The sequence below is a fragment of the Campylobacter sp. BCW_6461 genome (assembly GCF_001762735.1).
Lineage (GTDB): Bacteria > Campylobacterota > Campylobacteria > Campylobacterales > Campylobacteraceae > Campylobacter_D > Campylobacter_D jejuni.
Map to the genome: position 1 here is coordinate 162,274 of NZ_MJXJ01000022.1, position 24,641 is coordinate 186,914.

A 24,641-nucleotide genomic window follows, 5' to 3' on the forward strand; every position below is an offset into this window, starting at 1 on the left:
TCCTTTTTGTTGTAAAAGAGATATTTTATATCTTAAAAAGGAGAAAAAAATTGACTTGTGTTAAAATTATGCTCAAAAATATAAATTTAAAATTATCTTTAAATTATTAAATTATATAATTGATAATAAATTAAAAAGAGGGACTATGGCAAATTTTAAAGCTTTTTATAATGAGGCTAAGTATATTTTTAAGGATAGAATTTTTAATGATTATGCTAGATGCTATGCTTATGGCATTGATGCGTCGTGTTATTTTTATATTCCAAAAATAGTGATTATTGCTAAAAATGAAGATGAAATTAAGCAAATTATTCAATTAGCAAATACTTATAAAACTCCTATAACATTTAGAGCAGCAGGTACAAGTTTAAGTGGACAAAGCTCTTGTGATGGAGTACTTGTAGTGATTAAATTTGCTTTTAAAAAAATAAAAATTAACAAAGACGCTAGTGAAATTACTTTAGGATGTGGTGTAGTAGGCATTCATGCTAATGAAAGTCTTGCTTTTTTGAAGAAAAAAATAGGACCTGATCCAGCTACTATAAATTCAGCTTTAATTGGAGGGATTGTAAATAACAATTCAAGCGGAATGTGCTGCGGAACTAAGGATAATAGCTATAAAACCTTAAGAAGTATTAGGGTGATTTTGGCAAATGGTAGTATGCTTGATACCAGTGATGCTTTAAGCGTGGCTCGATTTAAAGATGAAAATAAAAAATTAATTAATGAACTTAGAGAGATCAAAGAAGAGATTAATGCCAATAAAGAATTAAAAGATTTAATAATCAAAAAATTTAAAATCAAAAACACCACAGGTTATAGCCTTAATGCCTTTGTTGATTATGATGATGAAATAGATATTTTAGCACACTTGCTTATTGGCTCTGAAGGGACTTTGGGATTTGTAAGCGAAGTTAAGCTTGCTGTTTTGGATGATTTGGAATTTAAGGCCTGTGCTTTATTGTTTTTTGATAATATCAATAATGCTGCAAACACTATAAAAGAATTTGCTAAAGTTGATTTTGTAAGTTCTGCTGAAATAATGGACTATGCAAGTTTAAAAGCTGCATCAACTTATGATGAGTTAAGAGATATTTTAGCTGATATTAAAGAGGGTAATACTTGTGTATTGATCCAAAGTGAGCATAGTAATGAGCTTAAGCTTGATGAAAATATAAATAAAATAAAAGAAATTTCCAAACTGGCTTATAAGTCATATTTTAGCAAGAATAAGGCCGAATATGATTTATGGTGGAAGATTAGAAAAGCACTCTTGCCTATAGCAGCTAGTCTTAGAAAGGCAGGTTCAACGGTAATTACTGAAGATGTGTGTTTTAATATCGAGGATTTAGCCGATGGAATTAAAAGCATTCAAGAATTGTTTTATAAATATGGCTTTGGTGATAATGGAATCATTTTTGGCCATGCATTAGCAGGCAATATCCATTTTATTATCACACCGGATTTAAACAATAAGCTTGAATTTGATAATTTTTCAAATCTAGTTAAAGAAATGTCTAATATAGTAGCTTCTTATGGTGGAAGTATAAAAGCTGAACACGGCACAGGGCGTATGGTGGCACCTTTTGTGGAGGTAGAGTGGGGTAAGCAAGCTTATTTGATCAATAAAAAAATCAAAAGTATCTTTGATAAGGATAGTTTATTTAATCCCGATGTAATCATTAGCGATGATAAAGATATTTATAAGAAAAATATCAAACAAGTCAGTTGGATTGATGAGAAATTAAATACCTGTATGGAATGTGGATTTTGCGAAAGATTTTGTCCATCAAATGAATATACAATTACTCCAAGACAAAGAATTGCGATCTTACGAGAGATCAAACGCCTTGAAAGCTTAAATGATGATGAGTCAAAAGCAAAATTAAAGGATATTAAAAAATATTACAATCATTTAGTAGACAGCTCTTGTGCTGCTTGTGGGGTGTGCTCTTTTTCATGTCCTTTGGGGATTAATTTTGCTGATTTTTCATTAAAATATAGAAAAAATAATATAGGATTTATATCTAAAATTTTAGGAAATCTAGCATATAAAAATCATGAAAAAACTCTAAAAATTGCTAAATTTTCATTAAGTATCGCAAATAAATTTGATAATTTAAGTCTTGATAATAAGCTCGAAAAAGCAAGCAATTTTCTTAGCATTATACCAAGAACTAGGGCGTATTTGCCTAAGGTGAATGATTATGAGTTAAAAAGTCGTAAAAGAGCTTGCAATGTGGTTTATTTTACAAGCTGTCTTAATAAAAGCTTTAAACCAAATGAAAAAATGCATGATAAAAGAAGTTTGCAAGAAGTATTTGAGAGCTTGTGTAAAAAAGCAAATATAGGCATTATTTATACACCCAATGATTTATGTTGTGGTAAGGCTTATGAGAATTTTCAAGATATCCAAGATAAAAATATACAAAAAATCAATGATTTTTTAAGCAATATAGACTCGCCCATAGTGTTAGATCATAGTGCTTGTAGTGCTAAGTTAATTAGCGATCATTTAAAGTATGAAATTTATGATTTAAGCGAGTATTTATTAAAATTTATTGCTCCTAAGTTACGCATTGATAAAATCAATGAGAATGTAGGATTATATATCATGTGTGCTGCTAGAAAGCTTGGTTTAAATGAAAATATAATCAAGCTTGCAAAGCTATGCACGAATGGAAAAGTATTAATAGATAATGATACCTATTGTTGCGGGTTTGCTGGATACAAGGGCTTTTTCAAGCCTCAATTAAATATTAATGCTACAAAGGGCTTTAAAAAATTTTATGCCAAAACAAATATTAAGCGCGGGTTTAGTACATCAAGCACTTGCGAGATAGGATTAAGCGATGCTACGGGTATATCTTGGCAGCATATAGCGTATTTATTGGATGAATGCAGTGAAGCAATTTAATTGATAAATAAAACTCCATAATTTAAAGCAAATTATCCCCCTATAGGGCTTGTGGCTTCTTATTTTTTATTTTATAATTTTTTTAATTTTAAATTTGAGGAGTTACAAGTGCTTAGATGGTTTATTTTACTATTTTTATTGTTTTTCAATGTTGAGGCTAAAATTCCAAAAGATACTTTAATCGTAGCTGTGGAAAATGAAATTTCAAGGATAAATCCTGCATATAGCGAAGATCATGATGCGGTGATTAATCTTGTATTTTCAGGACTTACGCGTTTTGATGAGCATATGAGCTTAAAGCCTGATTTAGCTGCGTCGTGGAATGTTAGCAAGGATGGACTTAGCTATGATATCTTTTTGCGTGAAGATGTTTTGTGGCACGATGGAGTGAAATTTAGTGCCGATGATGTTAAATTCAGTCTTAAAGCTTTTAAAAATCCTAAAAATAATTCTTCTATTTATGTGAATTTTGAAGATATTAAAAGTATAGAAATTTTAAATCCTTATCATCTTAAAATCACGCTTTCTAAACCTTTTCCTGCATTTTTAGATGCTTTAAGTATAGGAATGCTTCCTAAACATTTACTTAGTGATAAAGACTTAAATACTGCTTCTTTTAATCAAAATCCCATAGGCACAGGTCCTTATAAATTTGTAAAATGGAAAAAGGGCGAATATGTAGAGTTTAAAGCTAATGAGAATTTTTATCTTACAAAAGTAAAAACCCCAAGACTTATCATCAAACATATTTTTGATCCTTCGGTTGCAAGCGTAGAGCTTAAAAATGGCAAAATTGATGCGGCTTTGATTGATGTTTCTTTATTGAATATTTTTAAAAAGGATGAAAATTTTAAAATTTTGCGTGAAAGATCTGCTGATTATAGAGCTTTAATGTTTAATTTAGAGAATGAATTTTTAAAAGATATTCAAATAAGAAAGGCTTTAAATTATGCTGTTGATAAGCAAAGTATAGTCAAAAATCTTTTGCATGATTATGGTTTTGTAGCCAATCATCCTTTAGAGCGTTCTTGGGCGGATTCTAAAGCTTTTAAAACTTATGAATACAATCCTAAAAAAGCCCAAGATTTGATTTTGGCTTTAGGTTTTAAGAAAAACGATGAGGGTATTTTTGAAAAAGATGGCAAGATTTTAGAATTTGAAATTTGGGCGATGAGTAATGATCCTTTAAGGGTAAGTTTGGCTGGAATTTTGCAAAGCGAATTTAGAAAAATAGGAGTTGTAAGCAAGGTGGTGGCTAAACCTGCTGGAAGTTTTGATTATTCTAAAGTAGATAGTTTTTTAATAGGCTGGGGAAGTCCTTTAGATCCTGATTTTCACACTTTTAGGGTATTTGAAAGTTCGCAAGATAGTGCTTTAAATGATGAGGGTTGGAATTTTGGACATTATCATGATAAAAAAGTGGATATAGCCTTGCAAAAAGCAAGAAATACTTCAAAATTAGAAGAGAGAAAAAAATATTATAAAGATTTTATAGATGCTTTGTATGAAAATCCCCCTTTTATTTTTTTAGCTTATCTTGATTTTGCTTTAGTTTATAATAAAGATTTAAAAGGTATCAAAGCAAGGACTTTAGGTCATCACGGAGTGGGTTTTACTTGGAATGTTTATGAGTGGAGTAAATAGTGCTAAAACGCTTAGTTTTTAGTATTTTCATAGCATTTTTTAGCACTTTTTTATGTTTTGTTTTACTTTATTTTAGTAAAGGTAGTATAGCTTATGCTAATGGAGTTAATTCACAAAGTAAAGAATTTGTTCAAAGAATAGAACAAAATTTAGGGCTTGATAAGCCTTTGCTAGAGCAGTATAAAATTTGGCTTTTTAAGGCTTTAAAAGGAGATTTGGGAGTTTCTTTTTTAAGCGGAGAAAGTGTTTTAAAGCTTATAAAAGAAAGAATTTTTAATACTTTTATTTTGGGTTTTAGCGCCTTAATGCTTTTATTTTTACTCAGTGTTTTTTTGGCACTTTTGGGATATTCTTATAAAGAAAGTTTTATAGATAAAATCATCACTTTTTTAGCTTTTAATTTTTTTACTTTACCTCCTTTTGTTTTGGCTTTATTGTTTGTTTTGGTTTTTGGAATTTTTTGGAAAATTTTGCCTGTTATGGGAAGTAGTGATATAGGCTTTGAAGATGATTTTTTAAATCGTTTAGAGCATTTGATTTTGCCTGTTTTGGTGCTCGTTTTATCACATTTGGCGTTATTTTTAAGGATTGCTAGAAATTTTATCAATGAAAGTTTTTCTCAAATTTTTATTCAAAATTTATACGCTAGAGCCTTAAGGGAAAAAGATATTTATTTTTTGGTTTTAAGATATTCTTTAAGCCCTATTATAGCTTATTTTGGAGGCAGTGCTTTAAGTTTTATGATGGGAACTTATGTGGTTGAGAGTGTTTTTGCTTATGAGGGGCTTGGGTCTTTGCTTTTTAAAAGTATTATTTTTAAAGATTATCCTGTTGTACTTGCACTTATATTTTTTAGCGTTTTGCTTGCAGCATTTTTTACATTTTTAAGTGATATTGTAGCTAGGATTTTAAATCCTAGATTAAGAAGGCTTGATTTTGTTTAAATTTCTTATCATTCTTGCGCCTTTAATTTTTTTGTTTTTATGCGCCTTGTTTGCACCTTTTTTGGCTCCTTTTGATATTTTAAGCACTCATTTAGAAAATTTGCATCAAGCTCCTAATTTTACTTATATTTTAGGGACTGATTTTTTAGGCAGAGATTTGTTTTCTCGTTTGCTTTTTGCTTTGAGAAATTCTTTGATTATAGGTGTTGGTGGATCTTTATTGTCTATTATCTTTGCTTTGTACTATTTGTTTTTAGCGCGATGTTTTTTTTATGTTTTTTGGATGCGTATTTTAGAGTTTTTTTTAGCCTTGCCTGCTTTTTTACTTATGATGTTTTTTCAAAGTATGATAACTTCTGATGTGTTTTTGATGATTTTTTTAATCGCTTTAATTCATTGGTGTTTCATAGCAAGAATTATAGAAAGTGAATTAAAAAGACTTGAAAATTTAGATTTTTACAAAGCAAATATAGTGCTTGGAAGAACTAAATTTAGAGCTTTTTTTAAAGATTTAATACCTGCTTTAAAAACACTGATTTTTACACTTTTTATATTTAATATCGTTCATGCTATAGCCACAGAAGCTACTTTGAGTTTTTTTGGACTGGGTTTAGGATTTGAAATTCCAACTTTAGGTACTCTTTTGAGTGAGTCTTCAAAAGCAGTTTTTATAGGCGCTTGGTGGATGATACTTTTTCCACTTTTAAGCTTGCTTTTGTTGTTTTTACCTCTTTTATGGTTGGGTAATTTTTTACAAAAAATTTGGGGTATAAGATCTTGAAGGTAAGAAATTTAAATATCAGTTTGAAGAATAATTTATTGCTTAAGGATATTAATTTAGATATAAAAACAGGCAAAACTTTAATGATACTAGGACAAAGTGGAGTGGGCAAAAGTTTGTTGGGAAAAGCTTTGGTAAGACTTTTAGATTCTAATTTCACAATAAGTTTTGATGAATTAAGTTTTCATAATTCTTGTATTTTTAATTTTAACAAAGAAGAGCTTAGAAATTTTCGTTCTAAGGTGGCACTTGTTTTGCAAGATGCAGAGCTTAGTCTTTATCCTTATTTGGATATTGGAAATTTATGTCATCTTGTTTTAAAAACTCATACAAAATTAAAACAAAAAGAAAGAAAAGATTACGCTTTTTCTTATTTTCAAAAATTAGGATTTGAAAATCTTGATCGTTTGTGGCATTCTTATGCTAATGAATTAAGTTTGGGTATGGCAAGAAGGGTGAGCCTAGCTTTGGCATTATTAAATCAACCCCAAATTTTAATTTGTGATGAAATCACAGCTTCTTTGGATAAAGAAAACGCTTCAAAGATCATATCGATTTTAGAAGAATTAAAAAATACTGCAGCCTTAGTTTGTATCACTCATGATTTAAATTTGGTAAATTCTTTAGCAGATGAAATTCTTATGCTAGAAAAAAATAGTTCAAATTTATATAGCTTAGATGAGTTTTTAAGGTATTATAATGCTTAAAGTTTGTAATTTAAGTAAGTTTTATGAGCTTAAAAAGCATTGGTATTTAAAAAAAGAAAGACATATTATTTTTGATAATGTCAATTTTTCTTTAAATGAAAATGACAATTTAATAATTTTAGGTAAAAGTGGTGCAGGTAAAAGCACATTAGCTAGAATTCTTTGTTTTTTAGAAGATCCAAGTGAAGGTGAGGTATGGTATGAAAATCTTAACTTGCACAAGCTTGATAAAAACAAACAAAGACTTTTAAGAAAGCAAATTCAGTATTGCTTTCAAGATCAAAAAATGGCTTTAAACCCTTATAAAAAAATCAGAAATCTTATACAAGATGGTTTGGAAAATTTTAATTTACAAAAGAATGATAACTTGATTTTAGAATTTTTTGATTTTTTTAGTCTAAAAAAACAAATTTTAGAACAAAAGCCCTATGAGTTAAGCGGAGGAGAAGCCACACGTGTAGGTCTTATCCGTGCTTTGGTTTTAAATCCTAAATTGTTGATTTTAGATGAAATTACTTCAGCGCTTGATATTAAAACTTCTAAAGAAATTTTAACTTTTTTATATGACTATCAGCAAAAAAATAATATTTCTTATATATTTATAAGCCATCAAAGTGATCTTTTTTATAAATTTAATCATAAAAAATTAAAACTTTAAAAAATATTTTTTAATATAAGTTTCAATATAGAAAGTTTAGAGTAAAATAAAGAAAAGTGTAAATTTAATTTTTGTTGTGGAGTGATTAAAGTGCTTTAAAAAAGGAGAATAAATGTCTCATATAGATGCTTCGCATCCTTATTTTGGTATTTTTTTAATGCTAGTACTTGCTAGTGTTATTTTTTTTGGACTGGTTTTTTTAGCTTCAAAAATCGGTAATAATTTTGCCGCAAAAAATCGCAAAAAATTAGGACTTGGAATTTATGAATGTGGTCCTATTCCTGTTAAACAAGCTAACAAGATTAACTCTCAATTTTTCATCATCGCCTTAATCTTCATACTTTTGGATATAGAAGTTGTATTTTTGTTTCCTTGGGCATTGATTTTTAAAGATTTAGGTTGGTTTGGACTTTTAGAAGTTTTTGTTTTTATCGTACTTTTAGGAGTTGGATTTTTATATGCTTATAAAAAAGGAGCGTTTGCATGGCAGAGCATCAAATAAATTATGCAAGTGGTTTACCCGTAGTTTTAACTAGTGTTGATAAACTAGTTCAATGGGGTAGGAGTAATTCTTTATGGGCTTTATCTTATGGACTTGCCTGTTGTGCGATTGAGATGATGGCGGCTGGGGGTTCAAGATATGATTTTGATAGATTTGGAACGATTTTTAGAGCTTCGCCACGCCATAGTGAAGTAATGATTATTGCAGGAACTTTATGTAAAAAGCATGCTGAATTTACAAGAAGACTTTATGATCAAATGCCTGATCCTAAATGGGTGATTTCTATGGGAAGTTGTGCCAATACAGGCGGTATGTTTAATACTTATTCTACTGTTCAAGGAGTGGATAGAATTATACCTGTAGATATTTATGTGCCAGGCTGTGCTCCACGCCCCGAAAGTTTTCAGTTTGCTTTGATGATTTTGCAAAAAAAGATCCGCAAAGAAAAAGCAAGTCGTAAAATCGCACCTAAAAGGTTGGTATAATGAGAAAGTATAGCGATAAAAAAAATGCTCAAACTCAAAATTACTACAAAGATAGATTTTATCACGCGCCACACACTGTAAAATCTGATGTTAATGAAAGTGTTTTTAAAGAGGATTTTGAAGTTTTAAAAACTCAAGTAGAAATTTTAAATTCCTTTGTAGAACTTGATTTTTGGGTAATAGAAATTAAAAAAGAAGACAATGTTAAAACTTTGCAAATGCTTAAAACTTTAGGGTATTTAAGTTTTACAGAAGCAAGCGCTATTGATTTTATAGCAAGTAAAAATGGTTTTGAAGTGTTTTATCAGCTTTTAAATTTAGAAAAAAAATTAAGAGTGAGAATAAAAACTTTTGTAGGCGTAAAAGAGCGTTTACAAAGCGTGGCTCATGTTTTTAAAGGGGCAAATTGGAGTGAGAGAGAAATTTATGATATGTTTGGAATTTTCATCATAAATCATCCCAATTTAAAACGCATTTTAATGCCTGATGATTGGTTTGGACATCCGCTTTTGAAAACTTATCCTTTAAAGGGCGATGAGTTTGCAAGATGGTATGAGATTGATAAAATTTTTGGCAAAGAATATCGTGAAGTAGTGGGCGAAGAACAAAGAGATTCTGGTTTTGCTGATGATAAAGATACGCTAAATTTTGCAAGACTTTATCATGAAGTGCCAAAAGGTGGTCAAAAGAAGGAAATTTCCTTTAAACAAGAATATCAAGAAGATGAAGGTGTGGCTTTTGTAAAAAAAGTAAAACGTGATGAAGCAAAAATTTTAGAGAAAAGGCGTTAAAATGCAAATTCCTAGCAAGTTAAAACCTTATTATGAAAATATAGCTTTTGAGCAAGAAGACTCAAAAATGATTATCAACTTAGGCCCTCAACATCCTTCAGCGCATGGAAATTTGCGTCTTATTTTAGAACTCGATGGAGAGCAAGTTGTAAAAGCGCGTCCTTGTATAGGTTATATGCATCGCGGTATGGAAAAAATGGCTGAAAATATGATTTATCAAGAATTTATTCCTACTACTGATAGAATGGACTATATCGCTGCTTCAGCGAATAATTATGCTTATTGTGCAGCGGTTGAAAAGCTTTGTGGTTTAGAGATTCCACGCCGTGCCGCAGTGATACGCATGATACTTTTAGAATTAAACCGTATCACATCGCATTTGCTTTGGCTTGCTACTCATGCGCTTGATATTGGTGCGATGAGTGTGTTTTTATACTGCTTTAGAGAACGAGAATATGTTTTGGATTTGATAGAAAAGTATTGTGGTGCAAGGCTTACACATTCTTCTATGAGAATAGGCGGGGTTATGCTTGATTTACCTGAGAATTATTTAGAAGAAATGCTTGCATTTTGCGATAAATTTCCAAATGATTTAAAAGATTATGAAGATCTTTTAGATGATAATAGAATTTGGCGTTTAAGAACTGAAAATGTAGGTGTGGTTACTAAAGAACAAGCCTTAAATTGGGGTTGTACGGGTGTGATGTTAAGAGGAAGTGGCATAAAATACGATATACGCAAAGAAGAGCCTTATTTGCTTTATAATGAAGTTGAATTTGGTGTGCCTTATGCAACGCAAGGAGATTCTTATGCTAGATATAAAGTTTATATGCAAGAATTTCGTGAAAGTTTGAAAATCCTTAGACAATGTGCCATGCTTTATAAAGATACTTCGCCTGAAATTTTAGCTACGCATCCTGAGTATGTAAGTGCTTCAAAGGAACAAATTTTAACGCAGAATTATTCTTTAATGCAGCATTTTGTTTTAATCACTCAAGGTTTAAAACCCCCTAAAGGCGAAGTTTATGTGCCTACTGAAAGTCCAAAAGGTGAGCTTGGCTTTTTTATCCATAGTGATGGTACAGGAAGACCTTATCGTTTAAAGGCTAGAACGCCTAGTTATTGGCATTGTGCGTTTTTTGAAGAAATGCTTGTAGGTACTTATTTAGCTGATGTTGTAGCCATTATGGGTAATGTAAATATAGTTTTAGGTGAGATAGATCGATGAGAAGGGTAGATTTAAGAAAAAGCAAAGAGCTTTTTGAAGATTTAGCACAAATCATAAAAGAAGCAAAACAAGGTGAGGTTTTAGTGGTGCTTTTTGAAATCGGCGATTTTTCTCCTGTTGAAAAAAGTTTTTCTTTTGTAAAAGAACAAGGCTGTGAGCTTTTAAATTCTTTGAAATTTAATCAAGTCGATTGGACTATTGTTATAAAAAAGGAGAGGGTATGATTTATGATAATGCTCTTTGTTTTTTAGATATGCCAAGCCTTAAAAACAAAAATTTATGTGAAAAAATAGGTGTAAATAGCATTAATATTTCTTGTTTGGAAGATAAAAACTTAAAAGCTAAATTTTACAAATGCGAAATTGCAAGTTTGAGTTTTGTTTTGGCCTTGCTTTGTAAATTAAGCGATGAAGGACAATTTTGCGATTTAGATGAGGGATATTTAAGTGCTGAATCTTGTTTTGGAGAGGAAGAAGCAGGCGAAGTGCTTGCTTTTTTAAAAGAGGTTAAGTATTTAATTATAGATAAAAATATCCATTCTTATAAAGATAGTGAAAATATCAAATATTTTTTGAATTTCCTAAGTGTAAAATATGGATTAAAGATTTTAGATAGCGATGAAGAAGAATGCGATTTTAAAAAGGCAAAATTAAACACCCTAAAAGAACTCGATAATTATGACGGGTTAGTGCTTTTTAGAGCAAATTTGCAAGATAAAAATTTACATTGTTCAAAGCAATTTTTACAAATTGCAAAATGCAAAGATCAAAGTGAAGTTGAAATTTTAGCTAAAGATTTTAGTTTTAAAACTAAGCTTTGTTTAGATGAAAATTTACAAGGCACCATAGCTTTTTTAAATTATGAAAATAATGGTTTTGATTTTACTCCAATTCGCATAAAGGAAGCAAAATGACAGTTAAGATTAATGGTATAGATTGCGCCTTTGAAGAAGGCGAATATATCTTAAATATAGCAAGAAGAAATGATATTTTTATCCCAGCGATTTGCTATCTTTCGGGCTGTAGTCCTACTTTGGCTTGTCGTATGTGTATGGTTGAAGCTGATGGTAAAAAGGTATATTCTTGCAATACTAAAGCAAAAGAGGGTATGGTTGTAGAAAGTGATTTACAAAATCTTTGGGATGAAAGAAATGAGATCATGCAAGCTTATTGTATCAATCATCCTTTAGAATGTGGAGTTTGCGATAAATCAGGCGAGTGTGAATTGCAAAATTTTACTCATAAAAGTCGTGTAAATGTTCAAAAACATTGGATTAAAGACACGCATAAACCACATAAACATTGGGGAATGATTAATTACGATCCCGCACTTTGCATAGTGTGTGAGCGTTGTATTACAGTTTGTAAGGATAAAATCGGAGAAAGTGCTTTAAAGACTGTTCCTCGTGGCGGAGATAGTGTGGATAATAGCTTTAAAGAGAGCATGGGAAAAGATGCTTATGCGATTTGGACTAAATTTCAAAAAAGTTTGATAGGCCCTACAAATGGCGACACGCTTGATTGTTCATTTTGTGGAGAATGTACAAGCGTGTGTCCAACAGGAGCTTTGATAGGTTCGAAATTTCAATACACTTCAAATATTTGGGAACTTAAAAGAATCCCTGCTTCAAATCCACATTCAAGCGATTGTGAGTTGATGTATTATGATATTAAGCAAAGTGGTATTAGCAATCAAAAAGAAAAAATTTATCGTGTGAGTAATGATTTTGCCTTTGCAAGTTTAAATAAGGCTGCAAGATTTGCTTTTGATACGCAAAATGAGGCGGATAAAGATGAAAAAGCCTTTAAAGAACTTGTGGAGCTTTTTGAGAAAAATGAAATTAAAAACATTAAATTTAATAGTTTTATTACCAATGAAGAAGCTTTGATTTTACAAAATTTAAAAAAGAAATTTAATCTTTCTTTAATCAATGAAGAAGCTTTGAAATTTAAAGAATTTTTACAAGAATTTATCGCTAATTCTGGTGAGTTTTATAGCGCTAATACTCAAGATATAACAAAAAGTGATTTTTTGGTTGTGGCTGGAATGCTTTTAAGATATGATGCTCCAACGCTTAGTTATAAAATCAATAATGCTTTAGTGATGAATAAAGGCTCAGGGCTTTATTTTCATCCTATGGAAGATATGGGTATAGCAAAATATTCTAAAAATTTTATCCCGCACATTCATAAAAATGGCGATGAAGAGCAAATTTTATATTTTTTACTTCAAAAATTTAGCCAAGATGAAGGTATCAAAACTCATTTAGCAGAGTTTTTTGTTAGTGAAAATAAAGAAATAGAAGAAAGTATCAACGAAGAAGTTGTAGAACAAGTCATAGAAAAAGATGAAGAAGGCAATGAAATTCAAAAAGAAGTAAAAAAAGTCGTACCTAAAAAAGTAAAAAAAATCATAGAAGTACAACGGTCTGTTTTTGCTAAAAATTTAGGCATAGATGAAGATAAATTAGAAGATTTATTGCTTAAAAAAGCAAATTTTACTCTTGTTGTAGGGAGTGATTTTTATTTTCATAAAAATGCGAAAAAACTTGCTAAATTACTTGCTTTGATCCAAAATACTACTCCTTTTAAAGTCTTTTTAAATCCTACGCATACTAATACCTTAGGTGTGGCTATGATTTGTGATTTGGATAACAATACACAAGAAGGCAAGACTTTAGGCTACAATGAAAAAGGTGATTTTAGTTTTTCTTATGAAGAGCATGCAAATTTAGCTAGTGCGAGTTTAAATCAGCAAGAAGGAACTTTTTTAAATTATGATAAAAGAGTGGTACCAACTAATGCTGCTTTAGAATTTAAGGGATATTTTTTAAATGATTTGGCTAATGCTTTAGGTTTTGATGAGGAATATACTATAAATTATACTAAGAGACTCCCTATAAATAAAGGTTTTTCTCCGATTGATTTTGATCATTTAGACAATTTTTATACCAATGCAGGCGATTGTAAAAGGGGATATGAGCTTAATTTAGAATGTTTCAAACAAGTTGCTAAAAAAGAATTCATCTCTCCAAATTTTGAAAATTTAAGCCTAAAAGAAGATGAAATTTTGCTTTATAGTGCTAATCCTAGCTATCAATTTGGTAGATTTTCAAATCGTGCTAGTGCGATTAATGAGGTGATTTTTTTAGGTGTGAGTGAAAATTTAGCTAAAGAGAAAAATTTAAAAGATAAAGATCTTGTAAAACTTAAAATAAAAGATAAAGAATTAAGCCTTAGCGTGCGTGTGGATAAGGATATAAAAAATGGAGCTTTCTTGCCGTATTTTGATGAAAAACTTGATACGCTAAGCTTTTTTGATGAAAGATTTGTTGCGGCAAATTTAGAAAAATTAGGAGCAAGCCATGAGTGATTTTGCTTTTTTTGCTTTAGAGGCTTTAATTAAATGTATTATTATCATTGCAATATTTGCGAGTTTAGCAGGTCTTGCAACTTATGCTGAAAGAAAGGTTTTAGCTTATTTTCAAAGACGCATAGGGCCTGATATGGTAGGGCCTTTTGGGCTTATTCAACTTGTAGCTGATATGATAAAACTTTTTACTAAAGAAGATATAATCCCTTCAAATTCGCAAAAATTTATTTTTGCTATAGCACCTTTGATTTCTGCTATTTGTGCTTTTGTTTCTTTAGCAGCTATTCCTATGCTACCTGAATTTACTTTATTTGGAAAGGTAATTCAGCCTATAGTGGCAGATATCAATGTAGCTTTGCTTTTTGTCATCGGTACTTCAGGACTTTGCTTTTATGCGGTGTTTTTGGGTGGACTTGCAAGTAATAATAAATGGTCGATTTTAGGGGCTGCAAGAGGGCTTGTAGCGATTATTTCCTATGAAAGCGTAGGAGCTTTAGCTTTGATTGCTATTGTAATGCTTGTAGGTTCTTTTTCTTTGGTGGATATTAACAATTATCAAAGCGATGGATTTTTTTCTTGGCTTATTTTTAAACAGCCTTTGGCTTTTGTGCTTTTTATAATTGCTTTATTTATAGAGACTAATAGAACTCCGCTTTGTTTGACGGAAAATGATGCTGAAATTGTAGCGGGTTATGGAACGGAGTATTCGGGTTTAAGATGGGGTATGTTTTTTATAGGTGAATATGCTTCTATGATAGCTGGAGCTATTTTAGTAACTCTTTTGTTTTTAGGGGGTTTTAATAGCTTTTGGATTATTCCTGGTTGGATTATGATGATAGTAAAATCAAGTTTTATTTTCTTTTGGTATTTTTGGGCAAGAGCAGCTTTTCCGCAATTGCGTCCAGATCAAGTGATGAAAATGTGCTATTTGATCTTAATCCCTTTAGCGGTTTTAAACCTTTTAATCACTGCTTTAGCAGTTCTTTTATAGGAGTTTGATATGAAAAATTATTATTTAGTGGATGAGAAAAGAAAAACTCCTGTTAGCACTTGGGAGAAAATTTCACAAGCTTTGCGTAGAAGCGTTAAACTAGAGCTTTTTGTAGGGCTTTTTGTGATGATGAGAGAATTACTTAAGAGAAATAATAGCGCTACGATTAAATATCCTTTTGAAAAGGTAAAACTTGACAATCGTTACCGTGCTGTTCATCGTCTGATGCGTTTTATAGAAAGTGAAAACGAAAGATGTATAGGTTGTGGGCTTTGCGAAAAAATTTGCATTAGCAATTGTATTAGAATGGAAACTTCTTTAGATGAAAATGGGCGTAAAAAAGTAGGAAATTATAGTATTAATTTAGGGCGTTGTATTTATTGTGGTTTTTGTGCTGAGGTTTGCCCTGAACTTGCTATAGTGCATGGCACAGAGTATGAAAATGCGGCCGAGCAAAGATCTTATTTTGGTTATAAGCAAGATTTTTTAACTCCTATTGATAAGCTTAAAAATCAAGTTGAATTTGAAGGAGCAGGAAGTCTTAGAAAGGATGCAAATTTGTGGGTTAAAAAAACGCCAAATTATTACGATGCGATGCTTGAAAGTGCCTTAGAAAATCAAAACACACAAGAGCAAGGAGAAAACAAATGATAGAAAATTTGGCTTTTGTATTTTTTAGTGTAGTGGTTTTAGGTTTTTTTGGCATTGCGGTTTTAAGTAAAAATATGCTTTATTCTCTTTCGGCTTTAGCAGGTGGAATGGTGTTTTTATCGGGATTTTATTTTTTACTTGATGCAGAGTTTTTAGGCGTGATACAAATTATTGTTTATAGCGGAGCTGTACTTGGACTTTATAGTTTTGCGATGATGTTTTTTGATGCTTCTAAAGAATTTAAAGAACAACTTAAAGCTAAAAAAAGTTTTTTTACTTTGGTGGTTTTAAGTGCGATTTTACTTTTGACTATGCTTATAGGTTTTAAATACCAAAATATCAGCACGGATTTGCCTTTAAATGATCCTGCTTTGTTTGATTTTAATAAACAACTGGCTTTAGCGATTTTTTCAAAATATCTTTTGGCTTTTGAGTTTATAGCTATTTTACTTTTGATTGCTTTAGTGTGTGCTATAGTGCTTACTCATAAAGAGCTTACAAAGGAAAAACAATGATAGAAAAGTATTTTTTCGTTGCTATTTTAATGTTTGTCATAGGGCTTGTAGGTATTTTAAAAAGACAAAATCTCATCATGCTTTTTATTTCGAGTGAAATTTTATTAAATAGTGCTAATTTAGCCTTAGTAGCGGCTTCTAAAATGCACAATGATTTAAATGGACAGGTTTTTGCACTTTTTATCATGGGTGTAGCGGCTTGTGAAGTAGCTGTTGGTGTAGCTTTGTGCGTGCTTTGGTATAGAAGAAAAGGCACTTTGGAATTAAAAAGCTTAAAAGAAGTGGAGGCTTAGTATGCAAAATTTGGCTTTGATTTCTCTTTTTAGTCCTTTTGTAGCTTTTTTGTTTGCAAGTTGTTTTGCTTTGAGTGAGAAAAAACAATTCGTAGGGATATTTTGTTCACTTCTAGTAGCTTTGAGTACTTTTTGTTCTTTGTATTTGCTTTTTTGCAATGAAGCTTTTAATGTGAGTTTGTTTGAATGGTTTGCTGGAGTAAATTTTGGTTTTGATATAGATGCTATTTCGCTTACTATGATGAGTATTGTAGGTATTGTAGCCACTTGTGTGCATTTTTATAGTATTTTTTATATGGCTCATGATGAAGGTTTTAATAAATTTTTTGCTTATTTGGGGCTTTTTGTCTTTTCTATGCTTTTTTTAGTCATGAGTGATAATTTTTTAGGACTTTTCGTAGGTTGGGAAGGCGTTGGGCTTTGCTCTTGGTTGCTCATAGGTTTTTGGTATAAAAACGATACTTATTCTTTTGCGGCTAATGAAGCTTTTATTATGAATCGTATTGCGGATTTGGGTATGCTTTTAGGAATTTTTTGGCTTTATTTGCAAGCAGGAACTTTAAAATATGATGAAGTTTTTTCCATGGCACAAAGCCTAGATCACAATGCTTTGATCTTAATCGCAACTTGTTTATTTATAGGGGCTATGGGAAAATCTGCACAATTTCCTTTTCACACTTGGCTTGCTGATGCTATGGCAGGGCCAACTCCTGTTTCTGCATTAATCCATGCAGCAACCATGGTAACAGCGGGGGTTTATTTGGTAATTCGTGCGAGTACGCTTTATGATTTAGTTCCTGAAGTTTCTTATATTATTGCCTTACTCGGAGCTTTTGTAGCGATTTTTGCAGCCTCTATGGCTTTGGTGGTTAGGGATTTAAAACGTATCATTGCTTACTCTACCTTATCGCAACTTGGATATATGTTTGTGGCTGCAGGACTTGGGGCTTATGGTATAGCTTTATTTCACTTAGCTACGCATGCTTTTTTTAAATCTTTACTTTTCTTAGGCGCTGGAAATGTAATGCATGCTATGAATGATAAATTAGACATTAAAAAAATGGGTGGACTTTTTAAACCTTTAAAAATTACAGCTATTTTAATGTGTATAGGATCTTTAGCTTTAGCAGGAATTTATCCTTTTGCAGGATTTTTCTCTAAAGATTTGATTTTGGGATATTCTTTCATTTCTTTTCACCATGGTATTTTTTTAGTGCTTTTAATCGCAGCTTTTTTAACAGCATTTTATAGCTTTAGACTTTTAATGTTGGTATTTTTTACCCCTGCAAGACATGATGAACATCCGAATGAAGCAAGTAAAATAGCACTCTTGGCTATGAGTCCTTTGATGGTTTTAGCTATTATTGCAGGATTTTTTGAACATAGTTTTTTTGAATATTTAAGCACAAAATTAGTTTTTATTGATGCACAAAATCAAATTGTAATGATTTGTGCGAGTGTAGCAGCTATTTTGGGTGTAATTTTGGCTATTTTTGCTTATAAAAATTCTTGGTTTAAGGAAAGTATTGAAGAAAATAAAATTCACAAACTTTTAAGTAATGATTATTTTATTCCTAGATTTTATCATCAATTTATCGTTTCAAAATATGAAAGTTTATGTGCGATTTTAAAGCATTGTGATCTTTATATTTTTGACAGAATAGTTGAAAAAATTGCTTTGTATTCTCAAAATATTTCACAAAAAATGATTATGCCAAACAGCTTAAACTTAATGCTTAGGTTTTTGGTGGCAGCTTTTGTGATTTTGTTGATTTTAGTATGGATGGTGTAAAATGCTAAATTATTTGATATTTTTTCCTTTAATTTCTGCTTTTGTGGTTTTGCTATTAAATCGCGGAGGCGTTAAGGTTTTTAGCGTTGTTGTAAGTTTTATGATTTTGGCTTTAAATTTGGATACTTTTGCGGATTTTTTACAAGGGGTAAGCTTTGATTATAATCTCTCTTTTAAAATTTTGAAATTTTTTAGCTTTCATGTAGGAGTAGACAGTATTGCACTTGTATTGATGCTTTTAAGTTCTTTGATGATATTTTTAAGCTTTTTATTTTTGAAACTAGAACAGAAAGCGCTTATATCTTGTATATTCTTTTTAGAATTTGCTATTATGGGACTTTTTAGCGCAAAAGATGGTTTGTTGTTTTATATTTTTTGGGAATTTTCTCTTTTGCCTTTGCTTTATATTATGGGAGTTTATGGTAAAGATTTTAGAGCAGGGGTGAAATTTTTTATCTATGCTTTTGCGGGTTCAATTTTAATGCTTGTAGCATTGATTTATCAAGCTTATTTAAATTATCAGCTTTTAAATATCTTCACTTTTGACTTGGAAATTTGGAAAAATAATGCCTCAGCAGCAAATTTTACAGAGCAACTTTTACTTTTTGGAGCATTTTTTATCGCTTTTGCTATCAAAGCTCCTTTATTTCCACTTCATACTTGGGCACCTAAGGTTTATGCAAATTCGCCTATACTTGTTTCTGTAATGCTTGTAGTTTTTAAAATGGCTCCTTTTGGATTTTTACTTTTTTGTTTACCACTTTTTCCAGATGCGAGTGTGTATTTTATGCCTTTAATTGTAGCTTTATGTATAGTAAGTATCGTTTATAATGCTTTAATTGCTTATAGAGCAGAAAATATTAAAGAATTGATTGCTTATAGTTCTATTTCACATCTTGGTGTGATGATTTTGGGAATTTTTTCTTTAAATGCTTTGGGTATTAGTGGTGCAGTTTTTTATATGTTTGCACACGGTATTGTAACAGGAACTTTATTTTTAATGGTTGAACTTTTATACCAAAGATATCATACTTATGATATTTCTTTTTACCATTCTTTGGCCAAAAAAGCACCTTTATTTTCAATTTTCTTTATGTTAATTTTACTCGCAAGCGTTTCTTTGCCTTTAACTGTTTCTTTTGTGGGAGAGTTTTTAATTCTTTTAGGTATAGCAAAGATTAATTTATTTTACGCTTTGTTGGCAGGTTTGGTGATTATTTTAGGAGCGATTTATATGTTCGCAGTATTTAGAAAAATATTTTTCATGCAAAAACAAAGCTTTATAGAGGGTTTTTCTTTACGTTTTAGAGAAATAGTAGCGCTTGTGTGCATTGTAGTAATGATTTTTGGACTAGGGCTTATGCCAAATATACTTTTAAAGCCGATACAAAAAGATGTGGATAATCTTATAAAAACAATGAATATTAGAGCTGTTGAGCAAAATACTTTAGATTTTTTATCTAAAATAGGAGAGGCAAATGTTAAATAATTTTTTAAATTTAGAACTTTTAAATATAAGCTTATCTTATCCATTTTTATTTTTAATTACAACTGCAATAGTTCTTTTGCTTTGCTCTGGTTTTTGGAAATTTCATCGATCGTTTTATATCGGCATAAGTTCTTTGTCTTTGATTGTAAGTGCTTTTTTGATTTTAAATAATGCAAATGCTCAAGGTTTAGAAGCAAAAGCTTTTTTGGCTACTTTAAATAATGATATTGTTTCATTTTATGCTTCTTTGGTGATTTTGTGTTTTTCATTTTTATATCTTTTAATGCAAAAAGAAGAAAATCAAGGTGAATTTTATGCTTTATTTTTATTTATGATTGCATCTTTGCTTTTGATGGTTTCAAGCTCAAATTTAGTACTTATTTTTATAGGACTTGAAAGTTCTTCTTTAGCGCTTTATACTTTAATAGCAATGCGTGGAAGTGATAATGCTATTTCAAGTGCGATAAAATACTTTAGTATAGCGGCTGTAGGAGCTGGATTTTTTGTTATGGCTGTAGCTTTTATTTATTTAAAAACAGGAACTTTAGATTTATCTGCTAATTTAGCGTTAAAAAATGAGTTTCAAAAAGATCCCATGCTTTTGGGTGCTGGAGTGATGATTTTTGTTCTTTGTGCAATCAAGCTTTCTTTGGCACCTTTTCATTTTTGGCTTAAAGATGTGTATTATGCAGCACATACAAATTTGGTTGCTTTTATTTCAGTTGTGCCAAAAGTTGCCATGTTGGTTGTGGTTATTCGTTTGTTTGATTTTTTAAATAATACAGGTTTTGAATATATCATAATAGTTCTAGCGATTTTTTCTATGCTTATAGGCGCTTTTGCGGCTTTAAGTCAAAACAATATCAAAAAAATGTTTGCTTATAGTTCTGTAGTGCATTCTTCTTTGGTTTTGATAGCTTGCATTCCTTTATTAAAAGAACAAAATTTTGATGGAATTTTGCTTGCTATTTTTGGATATTGGACTTTATTTGCTTTTGCAAATTATGCTGTATTTATGATTTTAAGTAATTATGAGAATAATTCTTATGAGAGTTTAAATGGGCTTTTGGTTAAAAAACCTTTAATTGCTTTTTGTTTAAGCATTAGTGTGCTTTCTTTAGCAGGTATTCCGCCTTTTGGAGTATTTTGGGGTAAATTTATGATTTTAAATACAGTAATTTTAAATGGATATTGGTATTTGGCGCTTTTTGTGGCTTTATCTTCTGTTATTATGCTTTATGCGTATTTAAAGATTTTAATTCATGTTTTATTTATGAAAAATGATAGGGTTTATAATATTAAGTTTAGTTTTATACAAAATTTTATTTTAGCTTTTTGTGTTTGTGTAAGCATTTTTGCTATATTGTTAATGTTATAAGAGTTTTGCTATAATTATTTTATGAGAATATTATTTTTAATTTTATTAAGTTTTTTAAATGCTTTTGCTTTTGAGCTTGTTTTAAACACGGGTCGCGAAAATAATCAAGCTTTTGCAGTTTTACATGCGAGTAATGATTTAGAATTTACATGTCAAAAATTTATTACCGAAGCAAAAGTTCATTTTGAATGTGATATTGCAGGTATGGTTGATAATAAATTAAAAGATCAGAGTTTTTCTGCTTTTGATTTAAAATTTATACAAGAAGCTCAAAAAATTAAAATGATCATTTTGCCAAAAATACAAGCAAGAATGTTTGACACTTCTCAAAATATTTATATAGATAAAGAACTCAGTTCATCAAGTTCGCATAAAAGTAAGGCTTTTACTTTTATTTTTACACCAGAACTAGCACCTATTAAAGACTATGATGGACTCGATTTTAATATCAATTTTCCACATGAGAGTTTGCCTTATGTTGGAGCTTTGGATTTAAATTCTGATCCTGTTGTTATTCCTCAAAGTGCAGATATCAATACTTATTTACGCATCAAAAAAGAATACGATAAGGCTAATTACAATCAAGTGGTGATTGATGCACAAAATGCTATCAATAGATATCGTGGCAGTATTTTTACTAGTGAATTTATACTTTATAAATTAAGAGCTCAAAATAAACTTTACACTCAAGATCCAAGCATGCGTGATCAACAAATTTTAGAAAAGATGATTGATGATGCTAAAAATTGGACGCGTACTTTTACAAGTGATAAAAATTTTTCAGAAGTTTTACATATAATGTTAAGAACTTATATCGCTTTAGCTCAGCGTGCTGATGTAGAGTATACAATGTCGATTTTGGATAATGAACAACCTAATAATTATTTTACTCAGTTATCAAAACTTGATTATGCAGACTATATTTATAATTTAAATGAAAAAGAAAAAGCTGTAAATATTTATGAAAATACTTATTTTAATACAAAAAATTTAGATTTAGCTGCAAGAGCAGCTATGAGTTTGGCAAAGAATTTGCTTTCAAATGAGCAAGTAAATAAAGCTATAGAATATATTAATACCATTTTAAAAGCCAATCCTGAATATTTTGGAAAAGATATTCCAAGATCTTTAGAACTTGCTAAATTATTTAATCAAAAGGGACAATTTGATATAAGTGCAAGTATTTATGAAGATGCCTTTGCTAAAATGTCCAAACTTGATCCAAGTTATGAAGAAACTTTAAAAGATTTAGCCTTGGTTTTATCACATGCTAACAGATCTAGTGATGCTAAAAAATACCTTGATTTGTATATGGATGATTATTTAGATGGTAAGTATTTAGATGAAATTAAAAAAGCAAGTGATGAGGTATTCTTTGCTTTAGGTGATAATAATGCAAGCTTTTTGCATCAGCGTTATACAGATTTAATGAAGCAATATGCAAATAAAGATGAGAATATTGCAAATAAAGCTTTAGATGAAGATGTTGCACTTTATTATAAAGAGGGAAATTTTAGTGCTATTTTAGCTTATAAAGATCTTATAGAAAGTAAAAAAATTCCAAATGCTACTCAATTTTTAGAGAAAGCAGCCATTAATGATTTAAAAAATGCCATAAAAGCTGATAATTGTATCAATGCTGCAAATATTTTTATGCGTTTTAGTGCTTATGATATAGGTCAGAAAATTGAGAATAAAAAACAAATGTTAGCTTGTCTTATCAGAACTTCTAATGTTGAACAAGCACTTGATTATATAGATAAAAATTATAATGAAGATTCTATATTTTATGGTCTTCAAAAAGCATCTATTCTTTTTGACAATAAACAATATCCTCAGGTGATTAAAATTTCTAAAGACATAGCTAATTCTAGAATTTTAAAAAGTGATGATGAGAATTTTAAGGCTTATTATTTGCAATTTTTATCTTTATTGCGTTTAAATGACTATAATCAAGCCATTAAAATTTTGCAAATTTTAGAAAGTTTTCCAATGAATTTTAGTATGGTGGAAGCTTATGATGCTTTACTTTCTTACGCTAATGATCATAATATGCAAACAACTATTTTAACTTACGCACCTAAGGCCATTGACTATCAAAATTTTAAAGGTATAAATCTTTTTAGTCCTAATTTAGAATTTATATATCTTGATGCTTTGACTAAAATCAATAAAAATGAAGAAAGTTTAGCTGTTTTAACAGATTTACTTAAATTAAAACTTTCAGATGAAGATAGAGCAAGAGCTTTATATATCCAAGCCTTAACTTATGAAAGAATGCAAAATATACAAGCTGAAAAAGAAAGTTTAAAACAATGTCTTGAAATCAAAAGTGCTTCAAATTGGCAGAATTTATGTAAGAGTAAAAATCAAATTTTAAATCAATAAGTAAATTTAGAGATAACTAGCTTTTTGGCTAGTTATCTAAGGTTAAAACCTTTTCTTCTTAACATCTTCTAAGATATTATTAGCTATATCACTTACTGTACTAGAAATAATAGCTGATTCATTAGCAATTTCAACATTATCTTTAGTAGTTTGATCAATTTGAGCTACGCTATCATTGATTTGAGTGATACCTGCAGTTTGTTCTTTAATACTTTCTGCCATATCATTGATAGATTGAACAAGTAAATTAGTATTAGCTTCAATTTCTGATAAAGACTTTTGAGTTCTTTCAGCTAACTTTCTAACTTCATCAGCTACCACTGCAAAGCCTCTACCATGTTCTCCAGCACGAGCTGCTTCAATAGCTGCATTTAAAGCTAAAAGATTGATTTGATCTGCAATATCACCTATAATACCTGTAACATTTTTAATCTCTTCAGATTGAGTGATAACATCACTAGTTTTAACTGAAACATTTTGCATAGAAGAAGTGATCTCTTCTAAAGCTGCTGCAGTTTCTTCTAAAGATTGAGCTTGAGAATTTGAAGAAGTGGTTAAGCTTTGAACAGCAGTTTGTAATTTTCCACTTTCATTAGCTAAAGCATTAGCAAAGTCTGAACTTTGTTTTAGCATTTTAACTATTTCATCACCTAAAGCATTAGTAGTTAATTCTACACTACCGCTAGCATTTTCTAATTTATTTCTAAAGTCTAAGCTTTTGTATTCTTCAAAAATTTTATGAATAGCATTCATATCAGAACCTACTCTAGCTTGTAAAACATCAAGAAGTTTATTTAGAACATTTTTAAGTTCAATAAGTTGTGGGTTTCTTGGATTAGCAGTAATTCTTGCTGTTAAATTACCACCTTCTACAACTGATACGGTTTGAACTGATTCTTTAACGGCTTGATTGTCTTGTTCTAAGCCTCTTTTAGTAGCAAGAATGTTTTCATTGATAGCATTTGAGATTTGTCCAAATTCATCATTGCTTTTTACTTCTATAGTAGAAACATTTTTTGTTTTATAGTTGATAAAATCAAAGAATGAAGTTAAACCTGTTTGGATAGCTGCAAGTGGGGAGAGGTATTTTGATACGATGAAATAAAGGAGGATGA

The 24,641-nt window shown here is 30.3% G+C and carries 22 protein-coding genes; 21 read left to right on the plus strand and 1 reads right to left on the minus strand.

The features are described 5' to 3' along the window. Window positions 1-145: 145 nt before the first annotated feature. The 21 genes from AJ882_RS04950 (at window position 146) to AJ882_RS05050 (ending at window position 23,526) form a co-directional block, all read left to right on the plus strand. The gene (locus AJ882_RS04950; RefSeq protein ID WP_002867583.1) at window positions 146-2,917 is read left to right on the plus strand and encodes an FAD-binding and (Fe-S)-binding domain-containing protein; all 2,772 of its coding nucleotides are present in this window, start codon (window positions 146-148) and stop codon (window positions 2,915-2,917) included. A gap of 108 nt (window positions 2,918-3,025) precedes the next feature. Then, a complete protein-coding gene (locus tag AJ882_RS04955) occupies window positions 3,026-4,561 on the plus strand; it encodes an ABC transporter substrate-binding protein (RefSeq protein WP_070279680.1) in 1,536 nt (511 codons plus the stop codon). Then, on the plus strand, window positions 4,561-5,505 hold the full coding sequence (locus tag AJ882_RS04960; RefSeq protein ID WP_002867585.1) for an ABC transporter permease: 945 nt from the start codon (window positions 4,561-4,563) through the stop codon (window positions 5,503-5,505). Before AJ882_RS04955 ends, AJ882_RS04960 begins: the two co-directional genes overlap by 1 nt. Further along, on the plus strand, window positions 5,492-6,286 hold the full coding sequence (locus AJ882_RS04965) for an ABC transporter permease (RefSeq protein WP_074471001.1): 795 nt from the start codon (window positions 5,492-5,494) through the stop codon (window positions 6,284-6,286). The genes AJ882_RS04960 and AJ882_RS04965 overlap by 14 nt, the downstream gene beginning before the upstream one ends. After that, window positions 6,283-6,993: an ATP-binding cassette domain-containing protein gene (locus tag AJ882_RS04970; RefSeq protein WP_011050003.1), complete on the plus strand. Its 711-nt coding sequence runs from the start codon at window positions 6,283-6,285 to the stop codon at window positions 6,991-6,993. The genes AJ882_RS04965 and AJ882_RS04970 overlap by 4 nt, the downstream gene beginning before the upstream one ends. Then, complete coding sequence (locus tag AJ882_RS04975; RefSeq protein ID WP_002867588.1) at window positions 6,986-7,651, plus strand: ATP-binding cassette domain-containing protein; 666 nt, start codon at window positions 6,986-6,988, stop codon at window positions 7,649-7,651. The genes AJ882_RS04970 and AJ882_RS04975 overlap by 8 nt, the downstream gene beginning before the upstream one ends. A gap of 112 nt (window positions 7,652-7,763) precedes the next feature. Further along, window positions 7,764-8,153 carry an NAD(P)H-quinone oxidoreductase subunit 3 gene (locus AJ882_RS04980; protein ID WP_002824972.1) on the plus strand — a complete coding sequence of 130 codons (390 nt, stop codon included), beginning with the start codon at window positions 7,764-7,766 and terminating at the stop codon, window positions 8,151-8,153. Next, complete coding sequence (locus AJ882_RS04985; RefSeq protein WP_002824974.1) at window positions 8,135-8,638, plus strand: NuoB/complex I 20 kDa subunit family protein; 504 nt, start codon at window positions 8,135-8,137, stop codon at window positions 8,636-8,638. The genes AJ882_RS04980 and AJ882_RS04985 overlap by 19 nt, the downstream gene beginning before the upstream one ends. After that, window positions 8,635-9,429 (plus strand): NADH-quinone oxidoreductase subunit C, encoded by a 795-nt coding sequence (locus tag AJ882_RS04990; protein WP_072227233.1) that lies wholly within the window; start codon window positions 8,635-8,637, stop codon window positions 9,427-9,429. The genes AJ882_RS04985 and AJ882_RS04990 overlap by 4 nt, the downstream gene beginning before the upstream one ends. A gap of 1 nt (window position 9,430) precedes the next feature. Next, window positions 9,431-10,657, plus strand: a complete 1,227-nt coding sequence (gene nuoD / locus AJ882_RS04995; RefSeq protein ID WP_002864417.1) for an NADH dehydrogenase (quinone) subunit D — start codon at window positions 9,431-9,433, stop codon at window positions 10,655-10,657. After that, window positions 10,654-10,881: an NADH-ubiquinone oxidoreductase subunit E family protein gene (locus AJ882_RS05000; RefSeq protein ID WP_002824979.1), complete on the plus strand. Its 228-nt coding sequence runs from the start codon at window positions 10,654-10,656 to the stop codon at window positions 10,879-10,881. The genes nuoD and AJ882_RS05000 overlap by 4 nt, the downstream gene beginning before the upstream one ends. Beyond that, window positions 10,878-11,570, plus strand: coding sequence for a hypothetical protein (locus AJ882_RS05005; protein ID WP_002851266.1), 693 nt, complete (start codon window positions 10,878-10,880; stop codon window positions 11,568-11,570). The genes AJ882_RS05000 and AJ882_RS05005 overlap by 4 nt, the downstream gene beginning before the upstream one ends. Next, complete coding sequence (locus AJ882_RS05010; RefSeq protein ID WP_011050001.1) at window positions 11,567-14,029, plus strand: NADH-quinone oxidoreductase subunit G; 2,463 nt, start codon at window positions 11,567-11,569, stop codon at window positions 14,027-14,029. The genes AJ882_RS05005 and AJ882_RS05010 overlap by 4 nt, the downstream gene beginning before the upstream one ends. Continuing rightward, entirely contained in the window at window positions 14,022-15,020 is a 999-nt protein-coding gene (gene nuoH / locus AJ882_RS05015; protein ID WP_002867591.1) for an NADH-quinone oxidoreductase subunit NuoH, read from the plus strand. Before AJ882_RS05010 ends, nuoH begins: the two co-directional genes overlap by 8 nt. A 9-nt stretch (window positions 15,021-15,029) precedes the next feature. Beyond that, window positions 15,030-15,671: an NADH-quinone oxidoreductase subunit NuoI gene (nuoI, locus tag AJ882_RS05020; RefSeq protein ID WP_002867592.1), complete on the plus strand. Its 642-nt coding sequence runs from the start codon at window positions 15,030-15,032 to the stop codon at window positions 15,669-15,671. Beyond that, window positions 15,668-16,186, plus strand: coding sequence for an NADH-quinone oxidoreductase subunit J (locus AJ882_RS05025; RefSeq protein WP_002867593.1), 519 nt, complete (start codon window positions 15,668-15,670; stop codon window positions 16,184-16,186). Before nuoI ends, AJ882_RS05025 begins: the two co-directional genes overlap by 4 nt. Then, a complete protein-coding gene (gene nuoK, locus AJ882_RS05030; RefSeq protein WP_002851490.1) occupies window positions 16,183-16,479 on the plus strand; it encodes an NADH-quinone oxidoreductase subunit NuoK in 297 nt (98 codons plus the stop codon). Before AJ882_RS05025 ends, nuoK begins: the two co-directional genes overlap by 4 nt. 1 nt (window position 16,480) lies before the next feature. After that, window positions 16,481-18,271, plus strand: coding sequence for an NADH-quinone oxidoreductase subunit L (gene nuoL, locus AJ882_RS05035; protein ID WP_002867594.1), 1,791 nt, complete (start codon window positions 16,481-16,483; stop codon window positions 18,269-18,271). Window position 18,272: 1 nt separating this feature from the next. Then, window positions 18,273-19,760 (plus strand): NADH-quinone oxidoreductase subunit M, encoded by a 1,488-nt coding sequence (locus tag AJ882_RS05040; protein WP_002867595.1) that lies wholly within the window; start codon window positions 18,273-18,275, stop codon window positions 19,758-19,760. After that, on the plus strand, window positions 19,750-21,138 hold the full coding sequence (locus AJ882_RS05045; protein WP_002867596.1) for an NADH-quinone oxidoreductase subunit N: 1,389 nt from the start codon (window positions 19,750-19,752) through the stop codon (window positions 21,136-21,138). The genes AJ882_RS05040 and AJ882_RS05045 overlap by 11 nt, the downstream gene beginning before the upstream one ends. 21 nt (window positions 21,139-21,159) lie before the next feature. Then, window positions 21,160-23,526, plus strand: a complete 2,367-nt coding sequence (locus AJ882_RS05050) for a paralyzed flagella protein PflA (protein WP_002867597.1) — start codon at window positions 21,160-21,162, stop codon at window positions 23,524-23,526. A gap of 42 nt (window positions 23,527-23,568) precedes the next feature. On the opposite strand, the gene AJ882_RS05055 is transcribed toward AJ882_RS05050, so the two are convergent. Beyond that, window positions 23,569-24,641, minus strand: a 1,073-nt coding sequence (locus AJ882_RS05055; protein ID WP_070279650.1) for a methyl-accepting chemotaxis protein, incomplete at its 5' end; no start/stop codon positions are given.